23 protein-coding genes and 3 pseudogenes are annotated in these 24612 nt (G+C 70.0%); 18 read left to right on the top strand and 8 right to left on the bottom strand.

All coding sequences use genetic code 11. The annotated features are described in order from the left end of the window. Positions 1-62 precede the first annotated feature (62 nt). Entirely contained in the window at positions 63-650 is a 588-nt protein-coding gene (locus tag P3T35_RS28240) for a DinB family protein (protein WP_101378681.1), read from the top strand. A 584-nt stretch (positions 651-1234) separates the two neighbouring features. Here P3T35_RS28240 and P3T35_RS28235 read toward each other — a convergent pair. Then, a complete protein-coding gene (locus tag P3T35_RS28235; protein ID WP_101378680.1) occupies positions 1235-1612 on the bottom strand; it encodes a hypothetical protein in 378 nt (125 codons plus the stop codon). A gap of 119 nt (positions 1613-1731) precedes the next feature. Here P3T35_RS28235 and P3T35_RS28230 point away from each other — a divergent pair. Beyond that, positions 1732-2352, top strand: a pseudogene (locus P3T35_RS28230) (IS630 family transposase); the annotation flags it as partial. Positions 2353-2674: 322 nt separating this feature from the next. Continuing rightward, positions 2675-3874 carry a tyrosinase family protein gene (locus P3T35_RS28225; protein ID WP_101378679.1) on the top strand — a complete coding sequence of 400 codons (1200 nt, stop codon included), beginning with the start codon at positions 2675-2677 and terminating at the stop codon, positions 3872-3874. A 291-nt stretch (positions 3875-4165) separates the two neighbouring features. Here P3T35_RS28225 and P3T35_RS28220 read toward each other — a convergent pair. After that, a pseudogene (locus P3T35_RS28220) lies at positions 4166-4309 on the bottom strand (IS630 family transposase); the annotation flags it as partial. A 438-nt stretch (positions 4310-4747) separates the two neighbouring features. Then, positions 4748-5074 (bottom strand): annotated as a pseudogene (locus P3T35_RS28215) (transcriptional regulator); the annotation flags it as partial. Here P3T35_RS28215 and P3T35_RS28210 point away from each other — a divergent pair. From P3T35_RS28210 to P3T35_RS28190, 5 genes are all read left to right on the top strand, one after another. Continuing rightward, positions 4992-5441, top strand: a complete 450-nt coding sequence (locus P3T35_RS28210; RefSeq protein ID WP_143676707.1) for a hypothetical protein — start codon at positions 4992-4994, stop codon at positions 5439-5441. The pseudogene P3T35_RS28215 and the gene P3T35_RS28210 overlap by 83 nt on opposite strands. 167 nt (positions 5442-5608) lie before the next feature. After that, positions 5609-5797 (top strand): hypothetical protein, encoded by a 189-nt coding sequence (locus tag P3T35_RS28205; RefSeq protein ID WP_101378676.1) that lies wholly within the window; start codon positions 5609-5611, stop codon positions 5795-5797. 5 nt (positions 5798-5802) lie between these two features. Continuing rightward, the gene (amcA, locus tag P3T35_RS28200) at positions 5803-6033 is read left to right on the top strand and encodes a multiple cyclophane-containing RiPP AmcA (protein ID WP_143676706.1); all 231 of its coding nucleotides are present in this window, start codon (positions 5803-5805) and stop codon (positions 6031-6033) included. Positions 6034-6121: 88 nt separating this feature from the next. After that, positions 6122-6400 (top strand): hypothetical protein, encoded by a 279-nt coding sequence (locus P3T35_RS28195; protein ID WP_101378674.1) that lies wholly within the window; start codon positions 6122-6124, stop codon positions 6398-6400. 97 nt (positions 6401-6497) lie between these two features. Continuing rightward, positions 6498-7163: a hypothetical protein gene (locus tag P3T35_RS28190; RefSeq protein ID WP_101378673.1), complete on the top strand. Its 666-nt coding sequence runs from the start codon at positions 6498-6500 to the stop codon at positions 7161-7163. Positions 7164-7228: 65 nt separating this feature from the next. On the opposite strand, the gene P3T35_RS28185 is transcribed toward P3T35_RS28190, so the two are convergent. After that, complete coding sequence (locus P3T35_RS28185) at positions 7229-9436, bottom strand: RICIN domain-containing protein (protein ID WP_101378672.1); 2208 nt, start codon at positions 9434-9436, stop codon at positions 7229-7231. 228 nt (positions 9437-9664) lie between these two features. On the opposite strand from P3T35_RS28185, the gene P3T35_RS28180 reads away from it, so the two are divergent. Together P3T35_RS28180 and P3T35_RS28175 are read left to right on the top strand one after the other, a co-directional pair. Beyond that, positions 9665-10666: a LacI family DNA-binding transcriptional regulator gene (locus P3T35_RS28180; protein ID WP_101378671.1), complete on the top strand. Its 1002-nt coding sequence runs from the start codon at positions 9665-9667 to the stop codon at positions 10664-10666. Positions 10667-11208: 542 nt separating this feature from the next. Continuing rightward, entirely contained in the window at positions 11209-15207 is a 3999-nt protein-coding gene (locus tag P3T35_RS28175) for a Pls/PosA family non-ribosomal peptide synthetase (RefSeq protein ID WP_101378670.1), read from the top strand. A gap of 41 nt (positions 15208-15248) precedes the next feature. Here P3T35_RS28175 and P3T35_RS28170 read toward each other — a convergent pair whose 3' ends face one another. Continuing rightward, complete coding sequence (locus P3T35_RS28170) at positions 15249-15986, bottom strand: glucose 1-dehydrogenase (RefSeq protein WP_280708261.1); 738 nt, start codon at positions 15984-15986, stop codon at positions 15249-15251. Positions 15987-16630: 644 nt separating this feature from the next. Here P3T35_RS28170 and P3T35_RS28165 point away from each other — a divergent pair. The 4 genes from P3T35_RS28165 (at position 16631) to P3T35_RS28150 (ending at position 19199) form a co-directional block, all read left to right on the top strand. Further along, positions 16631-16807, top strand: a complete 177-nt coding sequence (locus P3T35_RS28165; RefSeq protein ID WP_180356284.1) for a hypothetical protein — start codon at positions 16631-16633, stop codon at positions 16805-16807. Between the two features lie 267 nt (positions 16808-17074). Next, positions 17075-17215, top strand: a complete 141-nt coding sequence (locus P3T35_RS28160; protein WP_180356283.1) for a hypothetical protein — start codon at positions 17075-17077, stop codon at positions 17213-17215. Positions 17216-17336: 121 nt separating this feature from the next. Then, positions 17337-18299, top strand: coding sequence for a HEAT repeat domain-containing protein (locus P3T35_RS28155; RefSeq protein ID WP_101378669.1), 963 nt, complete (start codon positions 17337-17339; stop codon positions 18297-18299). 9 nt (positions 18300-18308) lie between these two features. After that, positions 18309-19199 carry a HEAT repeat domain-containing protein gene (locus tag P3T35_RS28150; protein WP_101378668.1) on the top strand — a complete coding sequence of 297 codons (891 nt, stop codon included), beginning with the start codon at positions 18309-18311 and terminating at the stop codon, positions 19197-19199. Positions 19200-19214: 15 nt separating this feature from the next. Here P3T35_RS28150 and P3T35_RS28145 read toward each other — a convergent pair whose 3' ends face one another. Both P3T35_RS28145 and P3T35_RS28140 read right to left on the bottom strand, forming a co-directional pair. Continuing rightward, positions 19215-20453 (bottom strand): MFS transporter, encoded by a 1239-nt coding sequence (locus tag P3T35_RS28145; RefSeq protein WP_143676705.1) that lies wholly within the window; start codon positions 20451-20453, stop codon positions 19215-19217. 8 nt (positions 20454-20461) lie between these two features. Beyond that, positions 20462-21082, bottom strand: a complete 621-nt coding sequence (locus P3T35_RS28140; RefSeq protein WP_101378666.1) for a helix-turn-helix domain-containing protein — start codon at positions 21080-21082, stop codon at positions 20462-20464. Positions 21083-21324: 242 nt separating this feature from the next. On the opposite strand from P3T35_RS28140, the gene P3T35_RS28135 reads away from it, so the two are divergent. From P3T35_RS28135 to P3T35_RS28120, 4 genes are all read left to right on the top strand, one after another. Next, positions 21325-22461, top strand: a complete 1137-nt coding sequence (locus P3T35_RS28135; protein ID WP_143676704.1) for a hypothetical protein — start codon at positions 21325-21327, stop codon at positions 22459-22461. A gap of 157 nt (positions 22462-22618) precedes the next feature. Next, positions 22619-22777, top strand: a complete 159-nt coding sequence (locus P3T35_RS28130; RefSeq protein ID WP_180356282.1) for a hypothetical protein — start codon at positions 22619-22621, stop codon at positions 22775-22777. 46 nt (positions 22778-22823) lie between these two features. Then, positions 22824-23351: an STM3941 family protein gene (locus P3T35_RS28125; RefSeq protein ID WP_280708251.1), complete on the top strand. Its 528-nt coding sequence runs from the start codon at positions 22824-22826 to the stop codon at positions 23349-23351. A gap of 26 nt (positions 23352-23377) precedes the next feature. Beyond that, entirely contained in the window at positions 23378-23971 is a 594-nt protein-coding gene (locus P3T35_RS28120) for a GNAT family N-acetyltransferase (protein WP_101378664.1), read from the top strand. Positions 23972-24013: 42 nt separating this feature from the next. Here the strand turns inward: P3T35_RS28120 and P3T35_RS28115 are convergent, their stop codons facing one another. Then, entirely contained in the window at positions 24014-24577 is a 564-nt protein-coding gene (locus P3T35_RS28115) for a GNAT family N-acetyltransferase (RefSeq protein ID WP_101378663.1), read from the bottom strand. Positions 24578-24612 lie beyond the last annotated feature (35 nt).

The raw sequence follows: 24612 nt of genomic DNA, 5'->3' as shown, positions 1-24612 counted from the left end.
CATGGCCCTTGTGCCGCCCGATAACCGGTGGACAGCGCACCCGGGGTCAGCAGACTTGATAGATGATCGAATCAGCTGTGAAGGCCGACCTTCGGCTCTACCTCCAGGACGCCCGGGACGCACTGCTGTTGAAGCTGGAGGGCCTGGCGGAGTACGACATCCGGCGGCCGCTGACCCCCACCGGCACCAACCTGCTGGGCCTGGTCAAGCATGTGACCAGCGCCGAGGCGGTCTACCTCGGTGACAGCTTCGGTCGGCCGTTCGCCGCGCCGGGGCTGTGGGTGGCGGGCGCGGCCGAGGCCAACGCGGACTTCTGGGCGCGCCCCGACGAGTCCCGGGAGGAGCTCGTCGGCCGCTACCGCGCGGTCTGGGTCCACGCCGACGCCACCATCGCCGAGCTGCCACTGGACGCGCTCGGCACCGTGCCCTGGGGCGCCCGGCTGCAACTGCCGCTCCATCGCATCCTGATCCACGTGATCGTCGAGACCCAGCGCCACGCCGGTCAGGCCGACATCGTGCGCGAACTCGTCGACGGCACCGTCGGTCTGCGCGCCATCGACGACAACATGCCGGAACGGGACGGGACTTGGTGGCAGGACTACCGGGACCGCGTGGAGCAGGCGGCGCGCGAGGCGGCGGGGGAGGGGTGAGGTCCCCACGCCAGGCGGAGTACGACAGTCTTCGAGAGCAGCCCTCGAAGGCCGTCGCCACGCATCACAGCTGATCAAGCAACCGTACCTGAGGGGTAGGACCACTGCAGGCCGAGATCCGCTTCGCCGACAAACGCATCGCCCGGCCGCGACGCCGGCGTGGTAGCTCGATCTCGACGGCCCGCTGCCCCTTGGTGCAGCGAACGTTGCGGGGTGACCGGTGGGGGGGACGAAGCATGGGAGGAGCTGACGCGGCGTCAGTTGAAGGTGGGGACGAGGGAGGGGAGGCGACATGGTCAACTGGGACGACATCTTCGCGGGGCTGTAGCACCCGCCGCGCACCACCACGACCGGCCCGGAGTCGTGGGCTGGTCGGTACCACGGGGCGGCCGCCCCGCCCAACTCGCGCCGGGGGGTCGTTGGACCTCGCCGCCCTGCGCGAGCACGCGGCCGGGCCAACCCGATCAAGGCCCACTGCGGCCCGCTGCGGCAGTTCACCCTGGCCAACTCCCACCACCGCAGCCACCCCGCGCAAACCCAGGCACTGCACCGCTACCTGCGAAGGACAGTGACAGAAGGATGACTCAGGAGGCGGACGGCTCGATCTCCCCCGCAAAGACGATGACCTGGTCGATGAGGCTCCGCCGCAGATGGACGACGTCCGTTCCCGCCAGGCGGGGGCCTCCATCCGGCGTGGTGAAGACCCACTGGTACCGGGCCCACTCGTCAGGCATGTCCACCTCTGAGCAGCGCGTCATCGTGCCGGTCCCCGCCGGGTGGCGCCGGATGTCCAGCACGAACCGCTCGACCGCCGCGATTCCTTCGCTGCGGCCCAACGGCCCCCAGAAGACCACGTCTGAGGTCAGGGCCTGGGAGAGCAGGGCAGTCACATAGCTGTCGTCCGAGGCGTTGAACGCGGAGATGAACGTGTCGATCGCGGAGCGTGCGGTCTCTTCCTGCATACCCTAGTAATACCAGCCGTTTCGCGTGCGCTCGTCCCGCGAGCCGCCTTCCGATCACGGTGAACCATCCCGGTCACAGCACTAGTGTGATGCGCCGCAAGTCACGCAGGTAAGTTGTCGACGTCGTCGGCCTGTACCACAACCCGCCCGAGAAGGCGGTCGTGCTCTGCGTCGACGAGAAGAGCCAGATCCAGGCGCTGGACCGTTCCCAGCCGGTCCTGCCGATGATGCCGGGCATGCCCGAGCGCCGGACCCACGACTACCTGCGGCACGGCATCACCAGCCTGTTCGCCGCGCTCAACATCGCCGACGGGACCGTCATCGGCGAACTGCACCGCCGCCACCGGGCCATCGAGTTCAAGAAGTTCCTGGTCACGATAGACGAGGCCGTGCCCCGCGAGCTCGACGTGCATCTGGTGTGTGACAACTACGCCACGCACAACACCGCCGAGATCAGGACGTGGCTGGCCAGACACCCGCGCTTCCACGTCCACTTCACCCCGACCGGCTCTTCCTGGATCAACCAGGTCGAGCGCTGGTTCGGCCTACTGACCGACAAGCTCATCCGCCGTGGTGTCCACACCTCCGTCAGGGCCCTGGAAGACGACATCAAGGCGTGGATCGGCACCTGGAACGAGAACCCCAGACCGTTCACCTGGACCAAGACAGCCGACGAGATCCTCAAGTCCCTCGCGGACTACCTCACCAAGATCAACCCACCTGACTCACCAGCAGAGTAGAAATTACCTGCGTGACTTGCGGCGCCTCACACTAGGTGGGTGTCAGGGCGGCCCCACCTCGCCGCAGGCGGTACTCACCGGCCCCGCGAACCGCACCGGAGGCGGGCACGATCCGGGGTCCTGGAGCGCCGGGCCGCTGTGATCGCCTGGCCGCGGTCCCCGCCCGGAGCGGGCCTGCCTCCAGAATCACGGCGAGGCGCAGTAACACAACGTGCCCATTCGTGACATTCTGTGGTCGCGCTGGAGCGCCCAGCGACACGGCCCTGGCAGCCATCCACGGCGCGCCCCCGCGCGCACAAGACCCGGCGATCGGAGAAGGACGATGGACTCACACACGCGGCCGGCCGGCAATGGGCCCGACGACCGCACCGCCGCCGCAGATCCCTCCCGACGGCAGTTCCTGCGCTCCTCGGCGGGTGCCGCTCTCGCCGCCGGCGCACTGGCCGCCACCGCCGGCCCTGCCTGGGCCGACGCGCCGGGCTCCCCGTCCGGCCGTGTCCTGGTGCGCAAGGACGTCAAGGACCTCACCCGGCAGGAGAAGCACGACTACGTCGAGGCCGTCCATCGGCTGAAGCGGATGTCCTCGCCCTTTTCCTGCGACCTGAGCTACTACGACGAAATCACCAGCTGGCACCTGGAGGTCCACCGCTGCGGCCTCTACGGCCACATGTCGCCGGTGTTCCTGCCCTGGCACCGGGCCTTGCTGCTGATCTTCGAAGCCGCGCTGGCCGAAGCGGCCGGCGGACCGATTGCCGTGCCCTATTGGGACTGGACCGACCCGTCGTCGACCGCGGCGGTCCTGGCCGACGACTTCATGGGCCCCTACGGCGCTCCCGAGGACGACTACGCGGTGCTCTCGGGGCCGTTCCGCCGCGGAGCCTGGGAGGTGACCGTCCACGGACCGCCGTCGGACGACCCGGCACAGTTCACGTACCTGGTCAGGGCGGCGGGAACGTCGTTCATCGCCCCCGAACTGCCGACGGCGGCCGACACGCAGGCCGCGCTCTCGCGGCCGGTATACGACGTCGCGCCGTGGGACCTGTCGTCCGATCCCGAGCAGAGCTTCCGGCAGTACTGGGAGGGCTGGATCGGCTTCGCGGGGCACGGGGTGTGCGTGGACGACATCATGCAACCGACCGAGGGAAGCGACCCGTCCAAGGCCGCGCTGATCAATCACAACCGCGTGCACTTCTACGTCGGGGGCATGTTCGAGCCCAGCAGCGCGGTGAAGGTGTACGGCGAGGGTTACCTGGCCGCGAAGTTCGGAGTGCCCGGAGCCGTCTACGGCACCATCGTCCCCGCGAGTGCCCCCAACGACCCCCTCTTCTGGCACCTGCACTCCAACGTCGACCGCGTCTGGGCCAGGTGGCAGGAATGTCATCCCGACGCCTACCGGCCCGTCACTGGCGGACCCTACCCCCAGAACCTCGATGACCCGTTCGACGTACTCGCGCCCTACACCAGGTACAAGACCGTCCGGAGCGTGCAGGACATCCACGACCTCGGCTACCGCTACGCGTGAGGCGCCTCAGGCGCCAGCCGCCGCCCCCGGCTGAGTGAACGCCGGGGGCGGCGGCTGGCGCCCCCGCGCGTCCCAGGAAGCTCTCCTGGACGGCCCGCAGGCCGGGCAGCAGGGGCATCGAAGCTCGCGTGGGTCCACGTTGTCCGCGATGAAACGCGGCCCGGGTTGAACCTGCTGTCACCAAAGGGTTCTCCACTCGGGCGGGCACCCGCCAGGTGCCGTCGATCGCCCATTTCCTCGGCCGCCGAGGCGGCGCAGGCGCACCAGTGCGCGGGACCGTCCCACGGCCGCATTCGACATCCCGTCAGCGCACGCCAGGATGATCCGGGCCCGCTCAGCCGACCGCCGCTCCGGAGCTGCCGCCCGACGCAGCAGTTCGGCGCGCTCGTCCTCGGACAGCGTGATCTCGACAGCTGAAGGGCCAGGAACCGACATCCTGACAGGCTATCAACTTACCTGCGTGACTTGCGGTGCATCACACTAGCGAGCCAGGTGCCACTGTCGCCGTCGCATCCGGTCGGCGGGTCAGGAGGGGTAGGGCCGGAGCGCCCTGACCCGGCTCGACTACCAATGCGATGACGTCCCGTCCGAGCCCCCAGTGCGGCCCCGCTTGCGCGTCCCGCCCACCGGCTGAGCCTCGCGCACAAGGCGGTCCGGGTTGGAATCAGACGGATGACTCCGACCCGGACCGCTTCGACTGCGGGGGCTTGTGGCTGGTTGTCCTCGCCGTCGGCGCCTCGTAGGCGCTGTGCGGCTCGCGCAGCTGCCGCTTGCCTGGCACCGGCGGCCGGTGAAGGCACAGCACCCAAGGAAGTCGAGGTGGTCACTGGAGCGGGAGGCGGGTGAGCAGCCCGTCGGAATCCTGTTATGAGTTCAGGACGCCATCGGGAGCGCCCGCAGTCGGTCACGGAACTCCCTCACCGCCGGGACCGTGCTGTACTTGTCGAGCTGGCGCGAGAACTCGTTCAGCCGAGTCACGGCCCGGTCCGACGAAACCGGCCCCTCCAGGAGCGCAGCACCCGCGTTCGCCGCGTCGAGAGCACCGTCCAGGTCGCCCCCGGTCAGTCGCGCCTCCGCGAGCCGGGGCGCGCGGGCGGCCTTGTCACGCGGTACTGCCATGGCGATCGACGCTTCGAGCGCTGCGGTTGCCCGTTCCGCGCTCCCGGATCGCAGCATGATCTTGCCTTCGGTTGAGCTGACGGCTCATCGGGTCGATCGCGCAGGCCACTCGGCACATCGACTGATCATGAAGGGGATCAAGTGTCTTCAGGACCACGGCGTTCTGTTCTCGGTACTTGCCGTTGTCGGGCATGAGACCATCGATCACCCCGAAGCGCTCTTCGACTTCCTGGCCTCCCTGCATGGGGTCAATATCGGTATCAACATCGAGGAGTACGAGGGCGCCAACACCGAGCGGACCCCGCCGACCAGGGATCAGGCTGTGGCCTTCTGGCGAAGCGATCAGGCTGGACCAGGCGCAACCCCGATGCACCGCCTGTCCGCGAACTGGATCGGCTCGGCAGATACCTCCGCATGTCCAGGCAGCAGCAGGCCGACCGTGGAGTGAGGAGCCGGATCGACCCGCTTCCGACCATTGCTGCGAACGGTGACGTGGTGCTGCTCTCCCCAGAGCTGTCCGGCATTACGGCGCCGACTTACGACGACTTCCGGGCCGGGAACGTGCTGAGCAAGTCCATTGCGTCCATGTTGGCGCAGGCTTCGCAGCTTCGCTAAGTGCGCGAGTTCCTGACCGGCTTGGACAAGTGCGAGTCCACCTGCGAGTTCTTCGACTACTGCCGAGGTTCGCAGGCCGGTAATCGCTACTTCGAGCACAACACCTTCGCCGAGTCCGAGACGAACTACTGCCGGGTGACCGACCAGGCACCCGTCATCGCTTTGGCTTGCATCACCCGAGAGGAGTAGACCACGTGGTCCTTCTGGAAGAACTGAGTGCCAGTCAGGCTCCGGCCGTGGCAGACCTGATTGCGGCCGCCGGCCGCTCCGACAATCGGCTCGCCGTTAACTGGGACAACCAGCCGACCTGGGACAACAGCGGTGGCGGTCCCTGGAACAACCAGCCCAGCTGGGACAACTGGCAGAGCGCGCCGTGGGACAACTGGAACAACGGGCCGTCCTGGTCGGATTGGTCGAACCGGTAGCTCCGGCCGGACTGCAAGAATCGGCTCGTCTGGCTGGTCGGCCCCGGCGGGCGTCGACCAGCACACTACGACAGCGGAGCACGCCACGATGGCGACTCGTCTCTTCGGCCGCACCAAGATCTCCCTCCCGGAGATCGAGGATGAGATGTACCTCGGAACGGCCGTCAACCTGAACCGACCCGGTCAGGCGGTCTCGGAGTTTCGGTACGGGGGCCAGGACGTTCGGGATCTCGAAGTCACCGAGACCGATCTCCGCAACGGCCGGGTCTGGAATCTCAACGCTGACCGGGTCATCTTCGAGGGGGTCCGCCTCAGCTCGGTCGAGTTCGTGGACTGTGACCTGCGGTCCTCGAACTGGAAGGTGTGATGATCTACTTCAGAAGCATGGCAGACCTTCGCAGTCGCTGCGAGGTTGCAGATGTTGAGGTTGCCCGCGGCGTCCATCGCACGAGGAACGGGCGATCGTGCCGCAGGGGAACTGGACACCGATCAGCGAGACACAAGCGGCGCTCCTTGGGCTGAGTCACAGCGCCAGCGCCAGGGCCGCCGAGACGGTGGAGATCGTGACTACGCCCGAGAGCTATCGCGGTGACGTCCAACGCGGCCTCGGGAGGGGTGATATCGGCCGCCTTCCGTTCGCCGGTGACAGTTCGATCGAGTTCTGTGGCTTCGCTCGGAGTGATGCCAACACCCTGACGACGACCTTCAACCCGGCCGGCGGTCGATACATCGGGATCCACCTCGACAACTGGGACCGCCTCCCGTACCGGAACCGTCTCCAGTCGCGACGGCGGCTGTGTATCAACGCCGGCCCCGGGGCCCGCTATCTGCTGCTCGGCAGTGTTGACGCACTGGCGATCTGCCGGGCGCTCCACGCCAACTACCGTGAGCGCCATCCGCACACTGAGGACATTCGCGCCTACGTCTCAGCTGGTCACCGCTTGAGGTGTCTGCGGATTCTTCTCAAGCCGGGCGAGGGCTATGTCGCACCTACCGAGCTGGTGCCGCACGACGGTTCGACGGCGGGGTTGGCAGAGCCGTCCGTGGCTGCATTCTGGCTGGGGCATTGGGATGTTGGAGACTTCCGATCGCTGCTGCGACCAACCAGATCGACTTCGCGGGATGAGTAGCGGATCCCGGACGTAGCGCCCGGGATCCGCACGATACTGACCTAACAATCAGTGCTGAAACTCGGTCAGTTGACGGCCCAGCGCTGCAACGCCGAACCTCTGTCCGCCTGTTGCGTCACCAGCGAGCCGTCAGCGGTCGACGCGGTGGTGAGCAGCAGGCCGCTCTTGGCCGAGGTGATGGTGTAGCTGCCGTCCGGCTGGCGGGTCAGGTTCCAGTGCTGGTTGCTGTTGCCGGTGCAGGTCCACTGGATCACCTTGGCGCCGGCCGCTGTGGAGCCGCCGCTGACGTCGGCGCACAGGCCCGACTGGGTGTTGGTCAACTGGTAGCTGCCATCGGACTGTTGGGTGAACTGCCAGTTCTGGTTGGGGCCGCCGTTCGGGGTCCAGGTGATCAGCTGGGTGCCGGCGGTGGTGCTGTGGTTGGGGTCGTCCAGTGCCTTGCCGCCGGTGACCAGGGTGTGGGTGCCGTTGAGGTTGCCGCCGCCGGAGACGGTGCCGACCGGCGTCATGGTGAGGGTCTGCTCGGCTGTGGTGCGCCCGGCGCCGATCGGGGAGCCGGTGGCGTCGGTCCAGTAGCGGGCGGGGGTGGTCTCGGCCAGGGTGCCGGTGGCGTTGAGGCCGAGCACCAGGCCGCTGTACCGGTTGACCAGGCGGTAGTCGGCTCCGGCAGGCACGATGAACCACTGCTGCCCGACGCCGCTGCCGCTGCTGACGGTCGGTGCGGCACCCCAGGCGCGCCCGGCATTGCCGCCGGCGTCCACGCCGAGGTGCGTGCCGGTGGCGGCGTTGGTGATCAGGTAGGAGCCGTCACCGACCGAGGTGAACGACCAGGCCTCCAGGGCGGATCCGGCGGGTGCGGCCAGCGAGGTGGTCGCCGAACCGCCGTTGGCCTGGGCCAGGACCCGGCCGTCGCCGCTGCTGATCCGGTAGGTCTTGGCGGGGTCGAACGGCGCGGCGGCCGGCGTGCTGGAGTCGATGGTGGTGTTCACGTACTCGCCGGACGAGCCGTTGGAGCAGCCGTAGGCGCAGTACGTGCGGAAGTTCTTGCCGACGATGGTGGAGTTGGTGAGGTTGGCGCTGTCCAGGAGCCAGCGGTACCAGGAGGCGGTGTGGTAGCTGCCGGTGTCGCCGAGCAGGGTCCACTTCTGGGTGGCGAGGTTGCTGGTGGCGTAGATCTGCTGCGGGGCGTTGCCGCTCTGGTCGACGCCCTGCGGGGTGCCGATGTACAGGCCCAGGTAGGCGTCGTAGCTGACGTTCATGACGAACAGTGGTGTGGTCGCGGCGAGTGTGCCCGCCGCGACCTGCTGGCTGATCGTGCCGGTGTTCGCGGGGTTGTACTCCTTGGCGGGCGGCAGGTACCCGGTCGGGTTGGCGGCGTCGGCGGGCACCATGTCGCTCTCCAGGCCGCCCGCGCCCGGCTGCGACCAGGCGCCGTCGTACCACTTCTGCCAACTGCCGGGCGCCATCTTGGCGGAGATCGGGGCCCGGGCCACGTGCTCCTGGAAGGCGCCCCAGCCGCCGTTCTTGTCGATGATCCGGGAGCCGTAGAAGACGTAGAAGTAGCCGGAGGCGGTGTCGACCAACAGGCGCTGGTCGCCGTCGCCGTAGTAGTACGTCTGGGCCGGGAACGCCGTGGTGTCGCCGCGCGTGGTGCTGTACGGCGAAGTGATCGCGTGGTCCTTGATGGCCCAGGTGTGCCCCTGGTCGGTGGATTCCGCGTAGTCGATCGCGTCGTAGTGGAGGCCGTCGCCGAACGGCTGCGGGGTGAACTCGTTGTGCACCAGGCCGTACCAGTCACCGGTGTCCGGGTCGACCCAGACACCCGACAGGTCGCAGTAGTTGGGCTGTGCGTACCCCGAGCCCGCTGGTGCCGCCGTGGCCGTCAGGCCGGTGGGGGAGTTGTTGCAGCGCCAAGTGGTGTCGTTGTTGCGGTCGTTGGGGTTGTTCGGGTTGACCGCATTGTCGAGCGCGCTGTCGGCGCTTGCGGTGTCGAAGTCGCTGCCGGTGTAGAAGGTCCACTGCCGGGAGTCGGTCGCGCCGTAGAGGGAGTGGGACTCCTGGAAGTGGAAGGAGCCGTCCTTGTCGGTGTAGACGCTGGCCGGGGTGTCGTCGGGGTAGGCGTAGCCGCCGCTGGAGCCGATGGTCACGGTGTACGAGCCGGCGCGTGGGGGCGCCGTCCGCGCGGCGGCGGGAGTCGCGGCGGCGCCGGCGGCCGTGGCGGCCAGTGCCAGGGCGGCCACGGCGCCGCCGAACCGCTGTCGAGGAGTTGACACAGGTACTCCTTTCGAGGTGGGGGTGGCCCGAACGGTACGGCTCTCTTGACCGGTAAAACAAGAGGAAGGTTGCAAAAATCTGCCAAGCTGGGTCGCGATATGCCTCATGGGGCCACGCGAGACGGGGATCTATCGGTGCCGGGAGTTCAAAGCCGCCTTGACCTGCTGTCAAGGTGCGACTATTTTGCGAACGAGAAGTATTGACCGGTCAAATTCGAGGGAACAGCCATGGTGACGATGCAGGACGTGGCCGAGCGGGCCGGGGTCACGAAGCAGACCGTCTCCAATGTGCTCTCCGGGCGGGTCGCGGTCCGGCCGGCCACCGCCGCCCGCGTGCGGGCCGCGATCGACGAGCTCGGTTACACGCCCAACCTGGTCGCCCGCTCACTGGCCACCGGCAGTACCAAGACCGTCGGGCTGTTCGTGCCGACCGTCGTCGGCTCCTTCTACGCGGAGCTGATCGAGGAGGTCGAGGACGTCCTGGAGGAGCACGGCTACCACCTGCTGCTGTGCACCACCCGGCTGGACGGCGAGCGGGCCCGGCGCCACCTCGCCGGCCTGACCAGCCGCTCGGTGGACGCCCTGCTGATCGCCGGCGACAACGACCTCATCGACCACCTGCCGCTGCTCGCCGACGCCCGCTTCCCAGTGGTGCTGTGCGCCTGGGAGACCGAGGCCCCGGACCGGTTCCCCGTGGTCACCATCGACTACGAGCGGGCCGGCTACCTGGCCGGGCGCCACCTGCGCGAGCTCGGCCACCGCAAGGTCGCGGTGCTGGCCAGCCCCAGCCACGCTGTGCGGATCGAGGGCTTCCGGCGGGCATTCACGGCGGACGGGCTGACCGTGCCGGACTCCGCCGTGCACTACGCGCCCGAGCCGACCCCTGCCGGCGGCTTCGAGGCCGCCACCGCCGCGCTGGCCGCCAACCCCGAGGTGACCGCGCTCTTCGCCACCCACGACGTGCTCGCCCTCGGCGCGCTGGAGGCCGCCAGGGAGGCCGGGCGTTCCGTGCCGCAGGACCTCTCGGTGGTGGGGCACGACGACACCCTGGAGGTCCAGGTCGCCAGGCCGGCGCTCACCACGGTGTCGATACCCAAGCGGGAGATGGCCCGGCAAGCCATCGAGCAGCTGCTGCGCGCGATCACCAAGTCGGGCACCCGGACCAACTCGCTGCAGCTGCTCCGCCCCGAGCTGGTGGTCCGGGAGAGCACCGGGCCGGCTGCGGGCTGAAGGGCCCCGTGACCGCAGGGCGGGCATGGCGCGAAGGATCCGGTGACGTCGAGGTGCGCATGGCGTGAAGGGTCCTGCGACGGCACGGCGGCGCCTGCTCCGAAGGGCTCCGCCACGGCCCGGGCGTCCGTGAAACGAATTCGACGGGAACCTCAAGGATTCTTCAGGGAGATACCGGTTCGGAGCTCCAGACTTTGATCACCATTTATGGCCGCATTCGGATGTGAGAACTCTCACTGTGACACGCGGCCGCCGACCGGGTGAATTTCGTCGAACCGGTGCCAGGCACCCGTGAGCATCGTCACGGAGCATTCGAACAGTCGTCGCCCAATGCTCTGACCTGCTACTTTCGCCTATGTCACGGAAGATCCATGAGAATTTGCTTTGATTTCGGCAAGGCGCCCTCGGCGGACCGAAGCGGCTTGGCAAGGTGAATAGCGAAGCTGTCTGCCCGGGATGAACCCCTACCCTCATCTCCCGTGCCGTGTAACGGCGCAGTCGGCGCCGTAGTCGACAGTCCGCGAGTTTGAGGAGTTGCCCGCATGGCTCCGAGCCACAATCCGGTGTCCACCCTGCCCGAACACCGGCCCGCTCGTGAGATCGCCGCCTGGCCCGTCGCCCACCCGGCACCGCCCCGCACCCTGATCGACATCCTGCTGGCGACCGCCGCCGCCTGCCCGCAGGCGCCCGCCCTGGATGCCGGCGGCGTGCTCCTCGACTACCAGGGGCTGGTGCACCACGTCGCGGCCTACGCCGAAGAGCTCGGTCGGCACGGCATCGGCGCCGGCGACCGGGTCGGCATCCGCGTCCCCTCCGGCACCGCCGACCTCTACGTCGCGATACTCGCCGTGCTCTGGGCCGGCGCCACCTACGTACCGGTGGATGCCGACGACCCCGACGAGCGCGCCGAGATGATCTGGCAGGACGCCCAGGTCTGCGCCGTCATCGGCGCCGAGCGCCGACTGGCCATGAGCTCCGTGGTCGGACCCGGCTGCCGAGCCGGCGGCCCCGGCCCCGGCGGAGACGCCTGGATCATCTTCACCTCCGGCACCACCGGGCGCCCCAAGGGCGTCGCCGTTACCCACCGCTCCGCCGCCGCGTTCGTGGACGCCGAGGCCCGGCTCTTCCTCCAGCGGCAGCCGCTCGGCCCCGGCGACCGGGTGCTGGCCGGGCTGTCCGTGGCCTTCGACGCCTCCTGCGAGGAGATGTGGCTCGCCTGGCGGCACGGCGCCTGCCTGGTCCCGGCGCCCCGCTCGCTGGTCAAGGCCGGCACCGACCTCGGCCCGTGGCTGGTCGAGCGCCGGATCAGCGCCGTCTCCACCGTGCCCACCCTGCTCGCGCTCTGGCCCCAGGAGTGCCTGGACCAGGTGCGCCTGATCATCGTCGGCGGCGAGTCCTGCCCGCCCGAGCTGGTGGAACGTCTCGCCGCCCCGCACCGCGAGTTCTGGAACACCTACGGCCCGACCGAGACCACCGTGGTCGCCACCGCCCACCGCATGCTGCCCGGCGAGCCGGTCAGGATCGGCCTCCCGCTGGACGGCTGGCAGATCGCCGTGGTCGACGAGGCCGGCTACCCGGTCGCGTGGGGCGAGACCGGCGAACTGCTGATCAGCGGCGTCGGCACCGCCCGCTACCTCGACCCGGCCAAGGACGCCGAGAAGTTCGTCGCCCACCCCGCCCTGCCCGGCGCGCGGGTCTACCGCAGCGGCGACCTGGTCCAGGCCGACCCGCGCGGCCTGCTGTTCGTCGGCCGGGCCGACGAACAGGTCAAGCTCGGCGGCCGCCGGATCGAACTCGGGGAGGTGGACGCCGCCCTCCAGGCACTGCCCGGCGTCCGGGCCGCCGCCGCAGCCGTGCGCACCAACCCGGCCGGCACGCAGCTGCTGGTCGGCTACCTGGTCCCGCAGCCCGGTGCCGCCCTCGACCTGGCCGCCGCCCGCACCCAGCTGACCGAGCGGCTGCCCGCCGCTTTGGTCCCGCTGCTCGCCACCGTCGACCAGCTGCCCACCCGCACCTCCGGCAAGGTCGACCGCAACGCCCTGCCCTGGCCGCTGCCCGGCCTGGCGGACCGGACCGGGCCGGCCGAGCGGCTCACCGGCACCGCCGGCTGGCTTGCCGAGCAGTGGGAGGCCAGCCTCGGCCTGCCCGTCTCCTCCGACAGCGACTTCTTCGCGCTCGGCGGCTCCAGCCTGGTCGCCGCCCGGCTGGTCTCCGTGCTGCGCACCCGCTACCCGTCGGTCGGCGTCGCCGACCTGTACGCCCACCCGGTGCTGGCCGACCTCGCCGCCGCGCTCGACGAGAAGCACGGCGGCGCCGACCAGGCACTGGGCGGCGCGCCGGCCGCACCCCGTGAAAAGCGCCGGGTGCGCCGCACCCCGCGCCGCGCCGCGGTCGCCCAGAGCCTGGTGCTCGCCGTGCTCTACACCCTGGCCAGCGTGCGCTGGGTGCTGCTCATCGCCGCCATCAACAACCTGATGGGCGGTCACCTCGCCTGGGCGCCGCACACCCCCTGGTGGCTGATCATCGGCGGCCTGCTGCTGCTCGGCAGCACACCGGGACGCGTGCTGCTCGCGGGCACCGCCGCCCGGGTGCTCACCGCCCGGCTGCGCCCCGGCAGTTACCCGCGCGGCGGCCTGGCCCACCTGCGGCTCTGGGCCGCCGAACGGACCACCGCCAGCTTCAACACCGGCGAACTGGCCGGCACCCCCTGGGCCCGCCACTACGCCAAGCTGCTCGGCTGCCGGGTCGGCAAGGGCGCCCATCTGCACGCCGTCCCACCGGTCACCGGACTGGCCGTCTTCGGCGCCGGCTGCTCGGTCGAACCCGGCGTCGACCTGGCCGGCTGGTGGCTGGACGGCGACCTGCTGCACCTCGGGTCCGTCGAGATCGGCGCCGACGCCCGGGTCGGCACCCGCGCCACCCTGATGCCCGGTGCCCGGGTCGGCACCGCCGCCGACGTCGCCCCCGGCAGCTGCGTACTCGGCACCGTGCCGCCGGGCAGCCACTACCACGGCTCACCCGCCCGCCCGAACAGCGAACCGCAGGCCGGCTGGCCCGCTCCGCGCCGCGGCCACGCCGCGTCACGCGCCTGGAACCTCGCCTACGGCCTCGGCATGCTCCTCTTCGGCCTGCTCCCGGTGATCTCCACGGTGCCCGCCCTGTGCGTGCTCTACCCGATGCTCGACGCCGACCACACGCTGCAAGCCGCGCTGCTGCAACTGCTGCCCACCACAGCGCTGCTGACCGCGCTCACGATGTCCTGCTACGCGCTGCTGCTGGTGCTGCTGGTCCGCCTGTTCAGCCGGGCCATCCAGCCCGGCTTCCACCCCGAGCACGGCAAGGTCGCCTGGTGCGTCTGGGCGGTCTCCCGGCTGATGGACACCGCCCGTCGCTCGCTCTTCCCGTTCTACGCAAGCCTGTTCACCCCGGTCTGGCTGCGGCTGCTCGGTGCCAGGATCGGCCGCCGGGTGGAGGCCTCGACGGTGCTCGCACTGCCCGGCCTGATGCGGGTCGACGACGGCGCCTTCCTCGCCGACGACACCCTCATCGCCCCCTTCGAGGTGCGCGGCGGCTGGCTGCGGATCGGGCCCTCGGCGGTCGGCCAGCGCGCCTTCGTCGGCAACTCCGGCATCGTCGGCCCCGGCACCGAACTGCCCGACCGCGCCCTGGTCGGCGTGCTCTCCGACGCCCCCGTGAACGCCACACCCGGCTCGTCCTGGCTCGGCCGACCGGGCATCGAACTGCCCCGGGTCGCCGACGCCGCCGACGAGGCCCGTACCTACGCGCCGCCGCGCCGACTGCTGCTGGCCCGCGCCACCGTCGAACTCTGCCGACTGCTGCCGGTGATCCTCACCGTGCTGCTCGGCGACCTGGTCTTCGGTGCGCTCGAAGCGATCATCGACCAGGACGGCCTGGCTGCCGCCCTCGCCGTCGGCGGCGTGGTGCTGGCCGGCGCCACCCTGGCCGCCTGCCTGGTCACCACGCTCGCCAAGTGGCTGCTGGTCGGCAAGTTCCGCTCCGGCGAGCACCCGCTGTGGTCCGCCTTCGTCTGGCGCAACGAGCTCTACGACACCTTCGTGGAGGAACTCGCGATGCCCTGGGGCGGGCAGACCCTGCTCGGCACCCCCTACATGAACATGTGGCTGCGCAGCCTGGGCGCCAAGATCGGCCGCGGCGCCTGGTGCGAGACCCACTGGCTGCCCGAGTCCGACCTGGTCAGCGTCGGCAGCGGCGCCAGCGTCAACCGGGGCACCGTGCTGCAGACGCACCTGTTCCACGACCGGGTGATGCGGCTCGGGCCGGTCGTGCTCGACGAGGGCGCCACGCTGGGCCCCAACTCGATCGTGCTGCCCGGCACCACGGTCGGCGCCGGCGCCTCGATCGGCGCTGCCTCACTGGCGATGCGCGGTGAGGAGATCCCGGACAGCACCCGCTGGATCGGCAACCCGATCGCGGCCTGGCCCGCCGAGCACGCGGCCACGGTGCCGGCGGCCGCGCGAGGACGGCACCGGCACCGGGCGCGGGCCCGGGTGCGAGGCTGACGCGGGATCTCCGCAGGTCAGGCCAGAGGGCAGGCCTGGTCTCAGGCCAGGCCGCCCGTGGCCCGCAGGTTCTGGCCGGTCATCCAGCGGCCGTCCGGTCCGACCAGGAACGCCACCACGTCCGCCACATCGGCCGGCTCACCGAGCCGGCCGAGCGGCGTCATGGCGGGGAGCGCCTTCAGGATGTCCGCCGTCACGGTGCCGAGCAGCAGCTCGGTGTCGGTGGCGCCCGGTGACACCGTGTTGACGGTGATCCCGCGCGCGCCGAGCTCCTGGGCCGCGACCCCCGTCAGCTGCTCCAACGCCCCCTTGCTGGCCACGTACGCCGCGGTCCCGCGCCCGGCCCGCGCCGTCGCGGCGGAGGAGATGTTGACGATCCGGCCGCCGTCCCGCATGGTGCGCGCCGCATGACGGACCGTCAGGAACGCCGATCGGGCGTTCACCGCGAATATCCGGTCGAAGTCCGCCAGTTCGATCTCGGCCACCGGCGTCGGGCTGAAATGCGCCGCGGCATTGTTCACCAGGATGTCCAGGCCGCCCAACTCCTCGTCGGCCAGCGCCATCAGCCGCTCCGCCTGCGCCGGATCGCTCAGGTCCGCCCGCACCGCCAGGGCCGACCCGCCGGCGTCGGCCACCGCACGCACCACCTCGTCCGCCGCGGCCTCGTTGCTCCCGTACCCGAACACCACCCGGGCCCCGTCGCGGCAGAGCCGCTCCACGATCGCCCGACCGATACCGCGCGAACCGCCGGTCACCACAGCGGTCTTCCCCTTGAGCACGATGTCCTCCGTACGCTGCCGAGGGATAGGGTCGAAAGTCGACCATAGACACCGGGGGGCGGATGCGGAAAGCAGTCCTGCTGATCGATGGACGACACCCTGATACCGGATGTCCCGGCCGCCCGCGAAGCCATCGCCGGCACCCTGCGCAGCCTCGGCCTCGCGCCTGACGCGGCCGCGGTGGACGGCGTGCTGCGGGTGGCGCGCGCCAGATGGCGGGCCTGCCCGTACCGGGAGTTGCCAGAGCTCGCCCGGGTGAGCTCCTGGGAGGCGCTGTGGCTGGACCCGTCGGCGGCGGGGCTGCCGGTCGCGGCGGCGCGGTGGGTGGTGGAGTACGGCCGGTCGGTGTGGCAGGACGCCGTCTCCGCTGGTGAGGCCTCCGATCAATTCCGCTGCCTCCGGGCCGAGTTGGTCAGCCCCTTTCCAGAAGTACCCGAGACACTCGCTGAGTTGAGCGCTCATCACGAACTCTGGCTTGCCACCGAAGGCGCCGGCTCGCTGCAACGCCGCAAGCTGGCCCCTCCGGCCTCGCCGACCACTTCGCCCGGATCCTCATCTCGGCCGAAGTCGGCTGCTCCAAGGCCGATCCCGCCTTCGCCAAGGCCGTCCGGACCCACCTTGACGCGACCGGCCGCACCCTCTGCATGGTCGTCGGCGACAGCGCCCGCACCGACCTCGCCCTGGCGGCCCACGGCAGTTGGCCCGCCCTGCACATCTGCGACCCACCCACCTGCCCGGTCAGCGAGCCCGGCGTGCACCACGGCAGGGGGATCGGCGAAGTGGTGCGGTGGTGCGAGTGCCGGCTATTCGAGTTGGCGTGAACACAATCATCACCGCAATTCGTCATGCACACTCAAATTCGCAATCGGATCCCATCGGCAGCCGCCACGGACGGTATCCGGTAACTGCTCCGCACTCGGTTGACCTGGGCCCCTGCACCAACGTGCACTGGAGGGTTGCACACCCGGCCGTCGGGTTTGCCCGAGCGTACCTGGCAGCCTCTGTAGCAGCTGTGTAGGTTCAGAGAAATCACGGCGCCGGATATCCCGAAGTCGTGACCGATTGAAATGAACAGAGGAGATTCCACCATGTCGCACCTGCCGCTGGACGAGCTTCCGTACCACGTCAGCGCCCCCACGCCGGACCTCGACGGCCAGCCCGAGGGGATCGCTCCGATCTACCTGGTCAAGGCCGGGATCGTCGCCGTGGCCATCATCACGGCCATGTGATGACCGCTCTGCTTCATCGTATTTGATTCGCTGTTCTCCTGGTTCAGGGGGTCACTCCCCTGAAGCTTTTCCGGCCCCCTGAACCAGGTTATCAACGACCCGCCGAGGAGCCTTGCCGAGGATGAATCAGATGCCAGATATTCTACCGGAAGTCGCGAGGCTCGCGGCACCGAAGGTCGCCCTCGATCCGCGAGCACCCCGTGCTCTGCACGAGCTGGCGTCGGAGGTCTTCCCGATTCTCCGGGAGTCCGGCCCGGAAGGAATTTGGGACTGCCGTCCGGCCTTCCTGTGCTTTCTGGCGTCCGACTTCTTCGTCGAATTCGCCAACTACGAACTGACGAAGGTCACCGAGGACAGGTTCTACCAGTTCACCGACGGGGCCACCGCTGCCGCCATGAACATCGTGCGAAGCGAGAGCTGGCACCTGTCGCTCCGGTTCGCCGGCAAGCAGTCCGCAGACCGCGCAAAGGTGCTCTGGAGCAGCACGGAGCACATGCTCCTCGGCGTCGGGGCAGTGCCGGGCACCGGTCCGCTGAGCTATGGGCTGCTGCAGCAGCCGGCACCGGAGCCGCACGATGTCTTCGACCCGGAACGCGGTCTGATCCACCTGGGCGAGCGGGTACTCGAGCCCGGTGAAGCGGCCGAGTTCCACGCGGGCCGTGATCTCATCGACATCAAGCCCGCCGAGGCTCCCTCGGTCCTGCTCGTCCTGTCCTCGCGCACCGTCGTCCCGTACCGCTGGGAGTACGACCACGACACGCTCTCTCCCGTGCGGATGATGGCGGCCGAGGAGGCGCCCGGACGCCTGAACTCCGTCATCCGCTTCCTCGCGGCAGCGGGAGACCCGTCCTCCCTGCCGAGCCTGCGGGCCCTGGCCGGCCACAGCGACCACACCGTCCGGTGGAACGCCACCCGCGCCGCGTTGGTCCTCGACCAGCGCACCGGAATGGAGCTGCTGGAGCGCGCGACCGAGGATCCCCATCCGCACGTGAAGCAGACGGCTCGACGGTCCCTGCACGCCCTCCTCGGCGATGTCCAGTCCACGACGGCCGACCGCCCAAGCCCGACGCACGACCCGGAGTGAGTGAAGAGCATGGCGTACACGCTGGAAACCGATGAGAACCACCGTCTTGATCTCAGGGACTACATCGACCACGTCAAGAGCGCCGTCGACGTCCGCAACGAGGACTCGATCGTGGACTCCGCCGACGCGCTCCGAGCCCTGAGCAACAACGCGACGGTGCTGGTCGACCTGGTGAACGAGGGCCTGCGCGACGTCGCGGAATTCCAGAGCGGAAACCCGTACGGTGCGCAGTCACTGACCCTCGCGCGCGGCGACCGATGGCTGGTCCGCGCGAACATCTGGATGCCGCAGGCGCGCAGCGCGCAGGCACGGGAGAACGAGGACGTCCTGCACTCGTATGAGCTCCCGCACGACCACGACTTCTCCTTCCTGACGGTCGGTCACATCGGCTCCGGCTACGAGACGTCCATCTGGGAGTACGAGCCGGATCAGGTCAAGGGCTACCCGGGTGAGCCGGTGGACATGAGGTTCCTCGAACACACGTCACTCGGTCCGGGAAAGGTGATGTTCTACCGCGCATCGCGCGACATCCATGTGCAGCACTATCCGAGCGAGATCTCGGTCTCGCTGAACCTCATGGTCGTCAACCCGGAGACCCGGCAGCCGAACCAGTTCCTCTTCGACATGGAGAAGGGCACGATCAGGTCGTACCTGAACGGCAGTGAGGAGTACGGCCCTCTCCTCGTCTGCGCCCTCGCGGGCCATGTCGGCGACGACCGTACCGTGGACTTGCTGGGCAAGGTCGCCGAACGTGACGCCCGACCGCAGTTGCGCTTCCGTGCCGTGGAGGCGCTTGCCCAACTGAGCGACGGCGATCCTCGGATCGTCTTCGAAAAGGCCCTCGCCGATCCGCACCCCTATGTGCACAGCCGTGTCGTGGAGCGCCTCGCGGCACCCTGACCCGGTGGGGTCAAGCTACACATGTTCGGACGGCACCCGGTCGCCGTCAGCACGATGTCGGCAAAGGCCCGCACCCCGGCTGGCCCCCGCGCCCCGGATGTGCAGGTACACCGCCGCCGCTGCCGTCAGCATCGCGATGGCCAGCAGCAGGAGTTGGTAGCCCACGACGGCTATCAGGGCGGCGCCGAGGGCGATGGCGAGGGTTTGGGGCACGGAGAGTGCCAGAGTCAGGGCGGCGTCGGTGCGGCCCATCAGGGTTGGCGGGGTGCGGCGTTGGAAGAGCGTCGTGAGGCCGACCATGAGCCAGGGCAGGCCCGCGCCGATCAGGGCGGCGCCGGTGAGGGCGGCCGGGGTGGCGGGGGCGATCTGCAGCAGGAAGCCGCCGCTGGTCCCCGCCAAGCCCGCTGCGGCGAGGCGCTGTTCGCCCAGGCGGCGGAGGGCTGCGGTGGCGGTGCAGCCGGCGGCGATGGCGCCGGCGCCCTGGACGGTGGTCAGAACTCCCAGAAAGGCGTTGGGGCGGTGCAGGCCTTGGCTGACCACGGCGAAGACGGTGGGTTCGGACAAGCCGAAGGCGCAGACGGCCAGCACGGTCGCAACGGTGAGGTGCCGCAGCTCCGGGCTGTGCCGGATGTGCCGCAGTCCGTCGCCGGCCTCGTCAAGTAGCCGCTTGCCGGACGGCCTTGGGGATTGCTCGGTCACCCGGAGGGCGGCCAGGGTCAGCACGGCCACCACGAAGGTGACCGCGTCACCGATGACCACCGGGGCCGGCCCGAAAGCCGTCAGGAGGCCGGCGCCCAGTAGCGGGGTGATCAGCCGCATGCCCCACTGCGCGGTCTGCAGCGCGCTGTTGGCCGCGCCCAACAGCTCGGCCGGCAGCAGGGTTTGCAGCAGTGCCGTCTGCGCCGGGGTGAGAACGGCAGCGGAGACGCCGTAGCCGACCAGCACCGCGTAGATCAGCCAGACCTGGCCCTGGCCACGCACCAGGAGCAGGAGCAGGACCAGCGCGGCGGTGGCGGCGTTGACGGCGATCAGCAGCGGGCGGCGGCGCAAACGGTCGGCGAGCAGTCCGCCGAGTGGGCTGGCCAATGAGCCTAGGGCGAGCATGAAGAAGGACAGGCCCGCGGCGGCGTCACTTCCGGTGAGCGTCTTGATCCAGATGCCGAGTGCCAGCCACAGCGCGGAGTCACCGAGTGAGGAGAGCAGCTGTCCGGCCAGGTAGAGGCGAGCATCGCGATCGGCCGGCAGGCGGCGCATCCGGCCGTTCACCCCGCCGACTTCACCGAATCGAGCGGGAAGGTGAACAGCACCAGCTCGACGGGCAGACTGCCGGACGGACGCCGGGCCGGGTCGGCCAAGCGGTCCCGGTAGCGGTCCAGCACGGCCAGCAGATCGGCGTTCAACTCCCTGGCCTCATCCGGCGTCACATAGGCCAGATGCTCCATGGCCTCCGTCACCCGCTGCCAGTCCCCTTCGAACCGGGCGCGACGGCTGTTCACCGTGCTGATGCGCTGGAGCCAGGTGTCCCACAGCAGTTGCGACAGCGCACCGGCGGCTGCCGAGCCTTCCGAGTCGGGCTGCACCTCGTCCACCGAGAAGCCGATGTGGCTCCGCCGCCACGGCCGCCGTCGCCCCGGCGCCTCTCCAGCCTCCTCGACGAAGCCGTACTTGGCCAGTGTGCGCAGATGGAACGCGCAGTTGGTCGGTGATTCCCCGATCAGCTCTGCGGCCTCCGTGGCGGTGAGCGGTTCGCGCTGGGCCAGTGCCTCCAGCAGGGCCAGCCGGGTGGGGTGAGCGACGGCCCGCATGGCCTTGGGGTCGGTCAGTCGACGTATCGGGCTTGCGGCGTCGGCCTGTTGAGGCTGCGAGGACTTCTCGAAAGACATGTTTCGAGACGGTACGCTCGAAAGTGTCGGGAGAGCAAGGCACCTGTCGGTACGTCAGCGATGCTGCAGGTCGGTGCTGGGTCTATGATCGGGCAGCGCAAGATCACGTACTGGGGGGTGCGATGCTCAAGTCCGAGGGAGGAAAAGCCCGGAAGGCTTGGCTGAGCTGGCTGAAGTGGCGGGCCGCAGGTGCGGCGCGTCAGGCTCCGCCGATCAGCGCGGTCCGGCCCGGTGACGTCGTGATGCTCAGCAAATATGTCGACGCGGAGTCGCCTTGGCTGGAGACCGACAAGCCGGTGGAGTTGGGGCATCTGGTGGCGGCCGCTGCCAAGCTGGATCGGTCGGCGCAGAAGATCGCGGACCGGCTGAAGGCGCTGGGCTATGACGTGCGGGCGACACCGCCGCAGGACGTCCAGCCTGGCGACCAGCTGCTGGTCAGCTCACGCCTGAACGGCTGGCCGTCCTGGCTGCCCAGCACCGAACTGATCTCGGCAGAGCATGTGTTGCGGGCGGCGGCGGCCACCAACCGTACCCCGGGTGACGTGATGGCCCGGTTCGCGGCGCTCGGCTACCGCATCGCGGACGCCCTCCCCGACACCGCGGCCGGACCGGCTGACCGAGCACTGGTCAGCAGGTACCTCGACGCCGAGTCGCCGTGGCTGGAGGCCGACAAGCCGGTCGAGTTCGGACACTTGGTGGCGGCGGCTGCCAAGACGGACCGCTCGGCGCGCGAGGTGGCGGCGCGCCTGACGGCCTTGGGGTACCGCCTGCCCGAGGTGGACCTGCCGGACGCCTTCCCCGGTGACGAACTGCTGGTCAGTTGCCGCGTGAACGGTTGGCCCCACTGGCTGGCGCCGAGTGCGCCGGTGTCGGCTGACCACGTCCTGCGCGCGGCGGCGATCACCCGCCGCAGCCCGAGCGAGATCGCCGGGCGCCTGTTGGCGTTGGGCTACCGACTCCCGGACGCTCCGCCCGACAGCGCCGTCCACGCCGACGACATCGTGCTGCTCAGCAAGTACGTTGACAGCGATGACCCCTGGTTGGAGACCGACGAGCCGGTCGAGTTCGGGCATCTGGTGGCGGCTGCTGCCAAGACGGACTGTTCGGTGCGGGAGGTGGCGGCGCGGTTGTCGGTGCTGGGGTACCGCGTGCCCGAAGTGGACTCGGCGGATGTCGTCCTGGGTGATGAGCTGCTGGTCAGTTCGCGGGTGAACGGTTGGCCGGTGTGGTTGTCACCGGCCAAGCGGGTTCCGGTCGACCATGTGCTGCGGGCAGCAGTGATCACCGGTCGCACGCCGGGGGAGGTCGCGGGGCGCCTGGCGGCGTTGGGCTACCGGGTTTCGGGCGTCCCGCCCCAACTCCGCGGTCGCAGCCGGTGACAGCATGCTGCTGAGCAGGTACCTCGACGCCATGTCGCCCTGGTCGGAGACGGACAAGCCGGTCCCCGCCGAGCACATCGGAAAAGCCGCCGCAGCCACCCGCCGCGACCGCGACTAGGGGCGGCCCGCCTGGCGCTCCTGGGCGACCCGGTGGGTGGTGGACGACACGCTGGAGTGGGGAGAGGCGGAGTGGTGGGCGCTCAACCTGCTCGTCGGCGTCGACCTGCCCGCCGGACCGCCACCGGCGGGGTTCCTGCATGGTGACGAGCAACTGCGGGGCTGGCTGGACGAACTCCGGCGCCGGCGGATGAGCTGAGAAACACCCTGGTCAGGTGGGGTGGCCAGGCGCTACCTTGTGCCGCGTGATCAACGAGACCGGCGTGTTGCCGCCGACCGTGTACCCGTCCGACAAGCGGCGGGTCGTCCTGATGCTGCTCGGCGCGCTGGCCTTCGTCGCGCTGGGCGTGGGGTTGCTGATCTGGCACGGCTCGGTGAAGGCGGTGATCGGCGGAGGGTTGGCGGTTCCGTTCTTCGGGGCCTGCGCGGTCCTGTACGGGATCCGACTGGTGAAGGGCCGGCCGGAGCTGATCATCGACCAGGCCGGAGTGGAACACGCTCAACTCGGGCGGATCGCCTGGCAGGAGATCGCCGGGCTGCGGATCCGGGAGATGACCGTGCGAAGCGCCAACCAGCGCTTCATCGAGCTGCTGCTGCACGACCCCGCCGGCTACCTGGCGCGCGCACCGCGGCTGGTGAGGATGACCGCTTCCGGCAACCGTGGTCTGGGCTTCGGCCCGGCGAACATCTCCGCCAACACGCTGCCGGTCGGCCCGGAGGAGGTGATCGCAGCGATGCTGCGCCACCACCCCCAGCTGGCCGTCTACCGCTGACGCCGTTTCAACCAGGCAGGGAACACATGCCCCCGATCGACCCCGTCGTCCCACCCGGCCGCCTCGCGATACCGCCGCACCCCGAGCTCAGCCTGCCCACCGGCCATCTCCTGCGCCCCTGGCGCGAGGCTGGCGACGGTGATGCCCGGGCCCTGCTGACGGCCGCGCAGGACCCGGCGATCCAGCAGTGGAACCTGTTCAGCGTGGACTCCCTGGCGGACGCCCGCCGCCGGATCCAGCGCATGCATGAGCGCCGCCAGGCCGAGCAAGCCGCCATCTGGGCGATCGCACACCCGGGCGCCGACAGCCTCGCCGTCGGCCTGATCGGCTGGCGCGAGCTGGACCTTGCGGGCGGCAGCGCCGAGATCGTCTACTGGCTGCTGCCCGAGGCCCGCGGCGGCGGTGTCGCGGTGGCGGCGGTGCGCCGGCTCAGCCAGTGGGCGCTGGACGAGCTCGGCCTGCATCGGCTGGTGCTCTGCCACTCGACGGCGAACCCGGCCTCCTGTCGGGTGGCGGCCAAGGCCGGTTACGCCCTCGAAGGCACCATGCGCAGCGCCCTGCTGCACGCGGACGGCTGGCACGACCAGCACCTGCACGCCCGCATCAAGGGCGACGTCTGACACGTGTGGACCCCGCAGGTGCAGCAGGTGCCAGCAGGGCCTCTACCTTTCGCCGACCGCCGCCTCCCACGCGGCACGGGTCATGCGGAACTCCATGAGCGGCATGCCGTACCAGCGCTCGGTGACACCGGCGTCGGCCATACCGAGGCGGCGGCAGACGGCCGCCGAGCGCTGGTTGTCGGGCCGGACCACGGCGCGGATCTCCGCGAGGCCGTCGCCGAAACCCTTGGCGAGGGCGCCACGGGCGGCCTCCGTCGCGAAGCCGTGACCCCAGGAGTCGGGGTGCAGATGCCAGCCGACCTCGACCACATCGGTCGGTCCGTCGGCGTCCGTCATCGGCAGCAGCAGCACCGTCCCGGCGACCGCACCGGTGTCCCGGCGTTCCAGCGCCCACGCCCCGAACCGGGGATCCTCGGCGCCGCGCAGCCGGCAGCGCTCGATGAACACGGCCGCCTCGTCGGGCTTTTCGTAGGCGCGCGGGGTGCTGCCGAGCCACTGGGCCACCTCCCAGCGGGAGTAGAGGTCGAACGCCCGGTCCTGATCGGCGGGGTGCCACTGACGTACCGTCAGGCGACCGGTGGCGTAAACGGTTTCGGGCTGCGGCATGCGGGAGCTCCTGGAAAAGTGGTTGCCGGGTAGGA

The sequence above is a fragment of the Kitasatospora sp. GP30 genome (genome assembly GCF_029892145.1).
GTDB classification, from domain to species: Bacteria; Actinomycetota; Actinomycetes; order Streptomycetales; family Streptomycetaceae; genus Kitasatospora; species Kitasatospora acidiphila.
The sequence above is the reverse complement of the archived record's forward strand: the minus strand, read 5'-3'. Positions and strand labels throughout refer to the sequence as shown.

Coding starts and splice junctions, on each gene's coding strand:
- P3T35_RS28240 (WP_101378681.1), top strand. CDS start 63: ATGATCGAATCAGCTGTGAAGGCCGACCTTCGGCTCTACCTCCAGGAC.
- P3T35_RS28235 (WP_101378680.1), bottom strand. CDS start 1,612: ATGCAGGAAGAGACCGCACGCTCCGCGATCGACACGTTCATCTCCGCG.
- P3T35_RS28225 (WP_101378679.1), top strand. CDS start 2,675: ATGGACTCACACACGCGGCCGGCCGGCAATGGGCCCGACGACCGCACC.
- P3T35_RS28210 (WP_143676707.1), top strand. CDS start 4,992: ATGGCGATCGACGCTTCGAGCGCTGCGGTTGCCCGTTCCGCGCTCCCG.
- P3T35_RS28195 (WP_101378674.1), top strand. CDS start 6,122: ATGGCGACTCGTCTCTTCGGCCGCACCAAGATCTCCCTCCCGGAGATC.
- P3T35_RS28180 (WP_101378671.1), top strand. CDS start 9,665: ATGGTGACGATGCAGGACGTGGCCGAGCGGGCCGGGGTCACGAAGCAG.
- P3T35_RS28175 (WP_101378670.1), top strand. CDS start 11,209: ATGGCTCCGAGCCACAATCCGGTGTCCACCCTGCCCGAACACCGGCCC.
- P3T35_RS28165 (WP_180356284.1), top strand. CDS start 16,631: ATGGTCGTCGGCGACAGCGCCCGCACCGACCTCGCCCTGGCGGCCCAC.
- P3T35_RS28160 (WP_180356283.1), top strand. CDS start 17,075: ATGTCGCACCTGCCGCTGGACGAGCTTCCGTACCACGTCAGCGCCCCC.
- P3T35_RS28155 (WP_101378669.1), top strand. CDS start 17,337: ATGAATCAGATGCCAGATATTCTACCGGAAGTCGCGAGGCTCGCGGCA.
- P3T35_RS28150 (WP_101378668.1), top strand. CDS start 18,309: ATGGCGTACACGCTGGAAACCGATGAGAACCACCGTCTTGATCTCAGG.
- P3T35_RS28145 (WP_143676705.1), bottom strand. CDS start 20,453: ATGCGCCGCCTGCCGGCCGATCGCGATGCTCGCCTCTACCTGGCCGGA.
- P3T35_RS28140 (WP_101378666.1), bottom strand. CDS start 21,082: ATGTCTTTCGAGAAGTCCTCGCAGCCTCAACAGGCCGACGCCGCAAGC.
- P3T35_RS28135 (WP_143676704.1), top strand. CDS start 21,325: ATGCTCAGCAAATATGTCGACGCGGAGTCGCCTTGGCTGGAGACCGAC.
- P3T35_RS28120 (WP_101378664.1), top strand. CDS start 23,378: ATGCCCCCGATCGACCCCGTCGTCCCACCCGGCCGCCTCGCGATACCG.
- P3T35_RS28115 (WP_101378663.1), bottom strand. CDS start 24,577: ATGCCGCAGCCCGAAACCGTTTACGCCACCGGTCGCCTGACGGTACGT.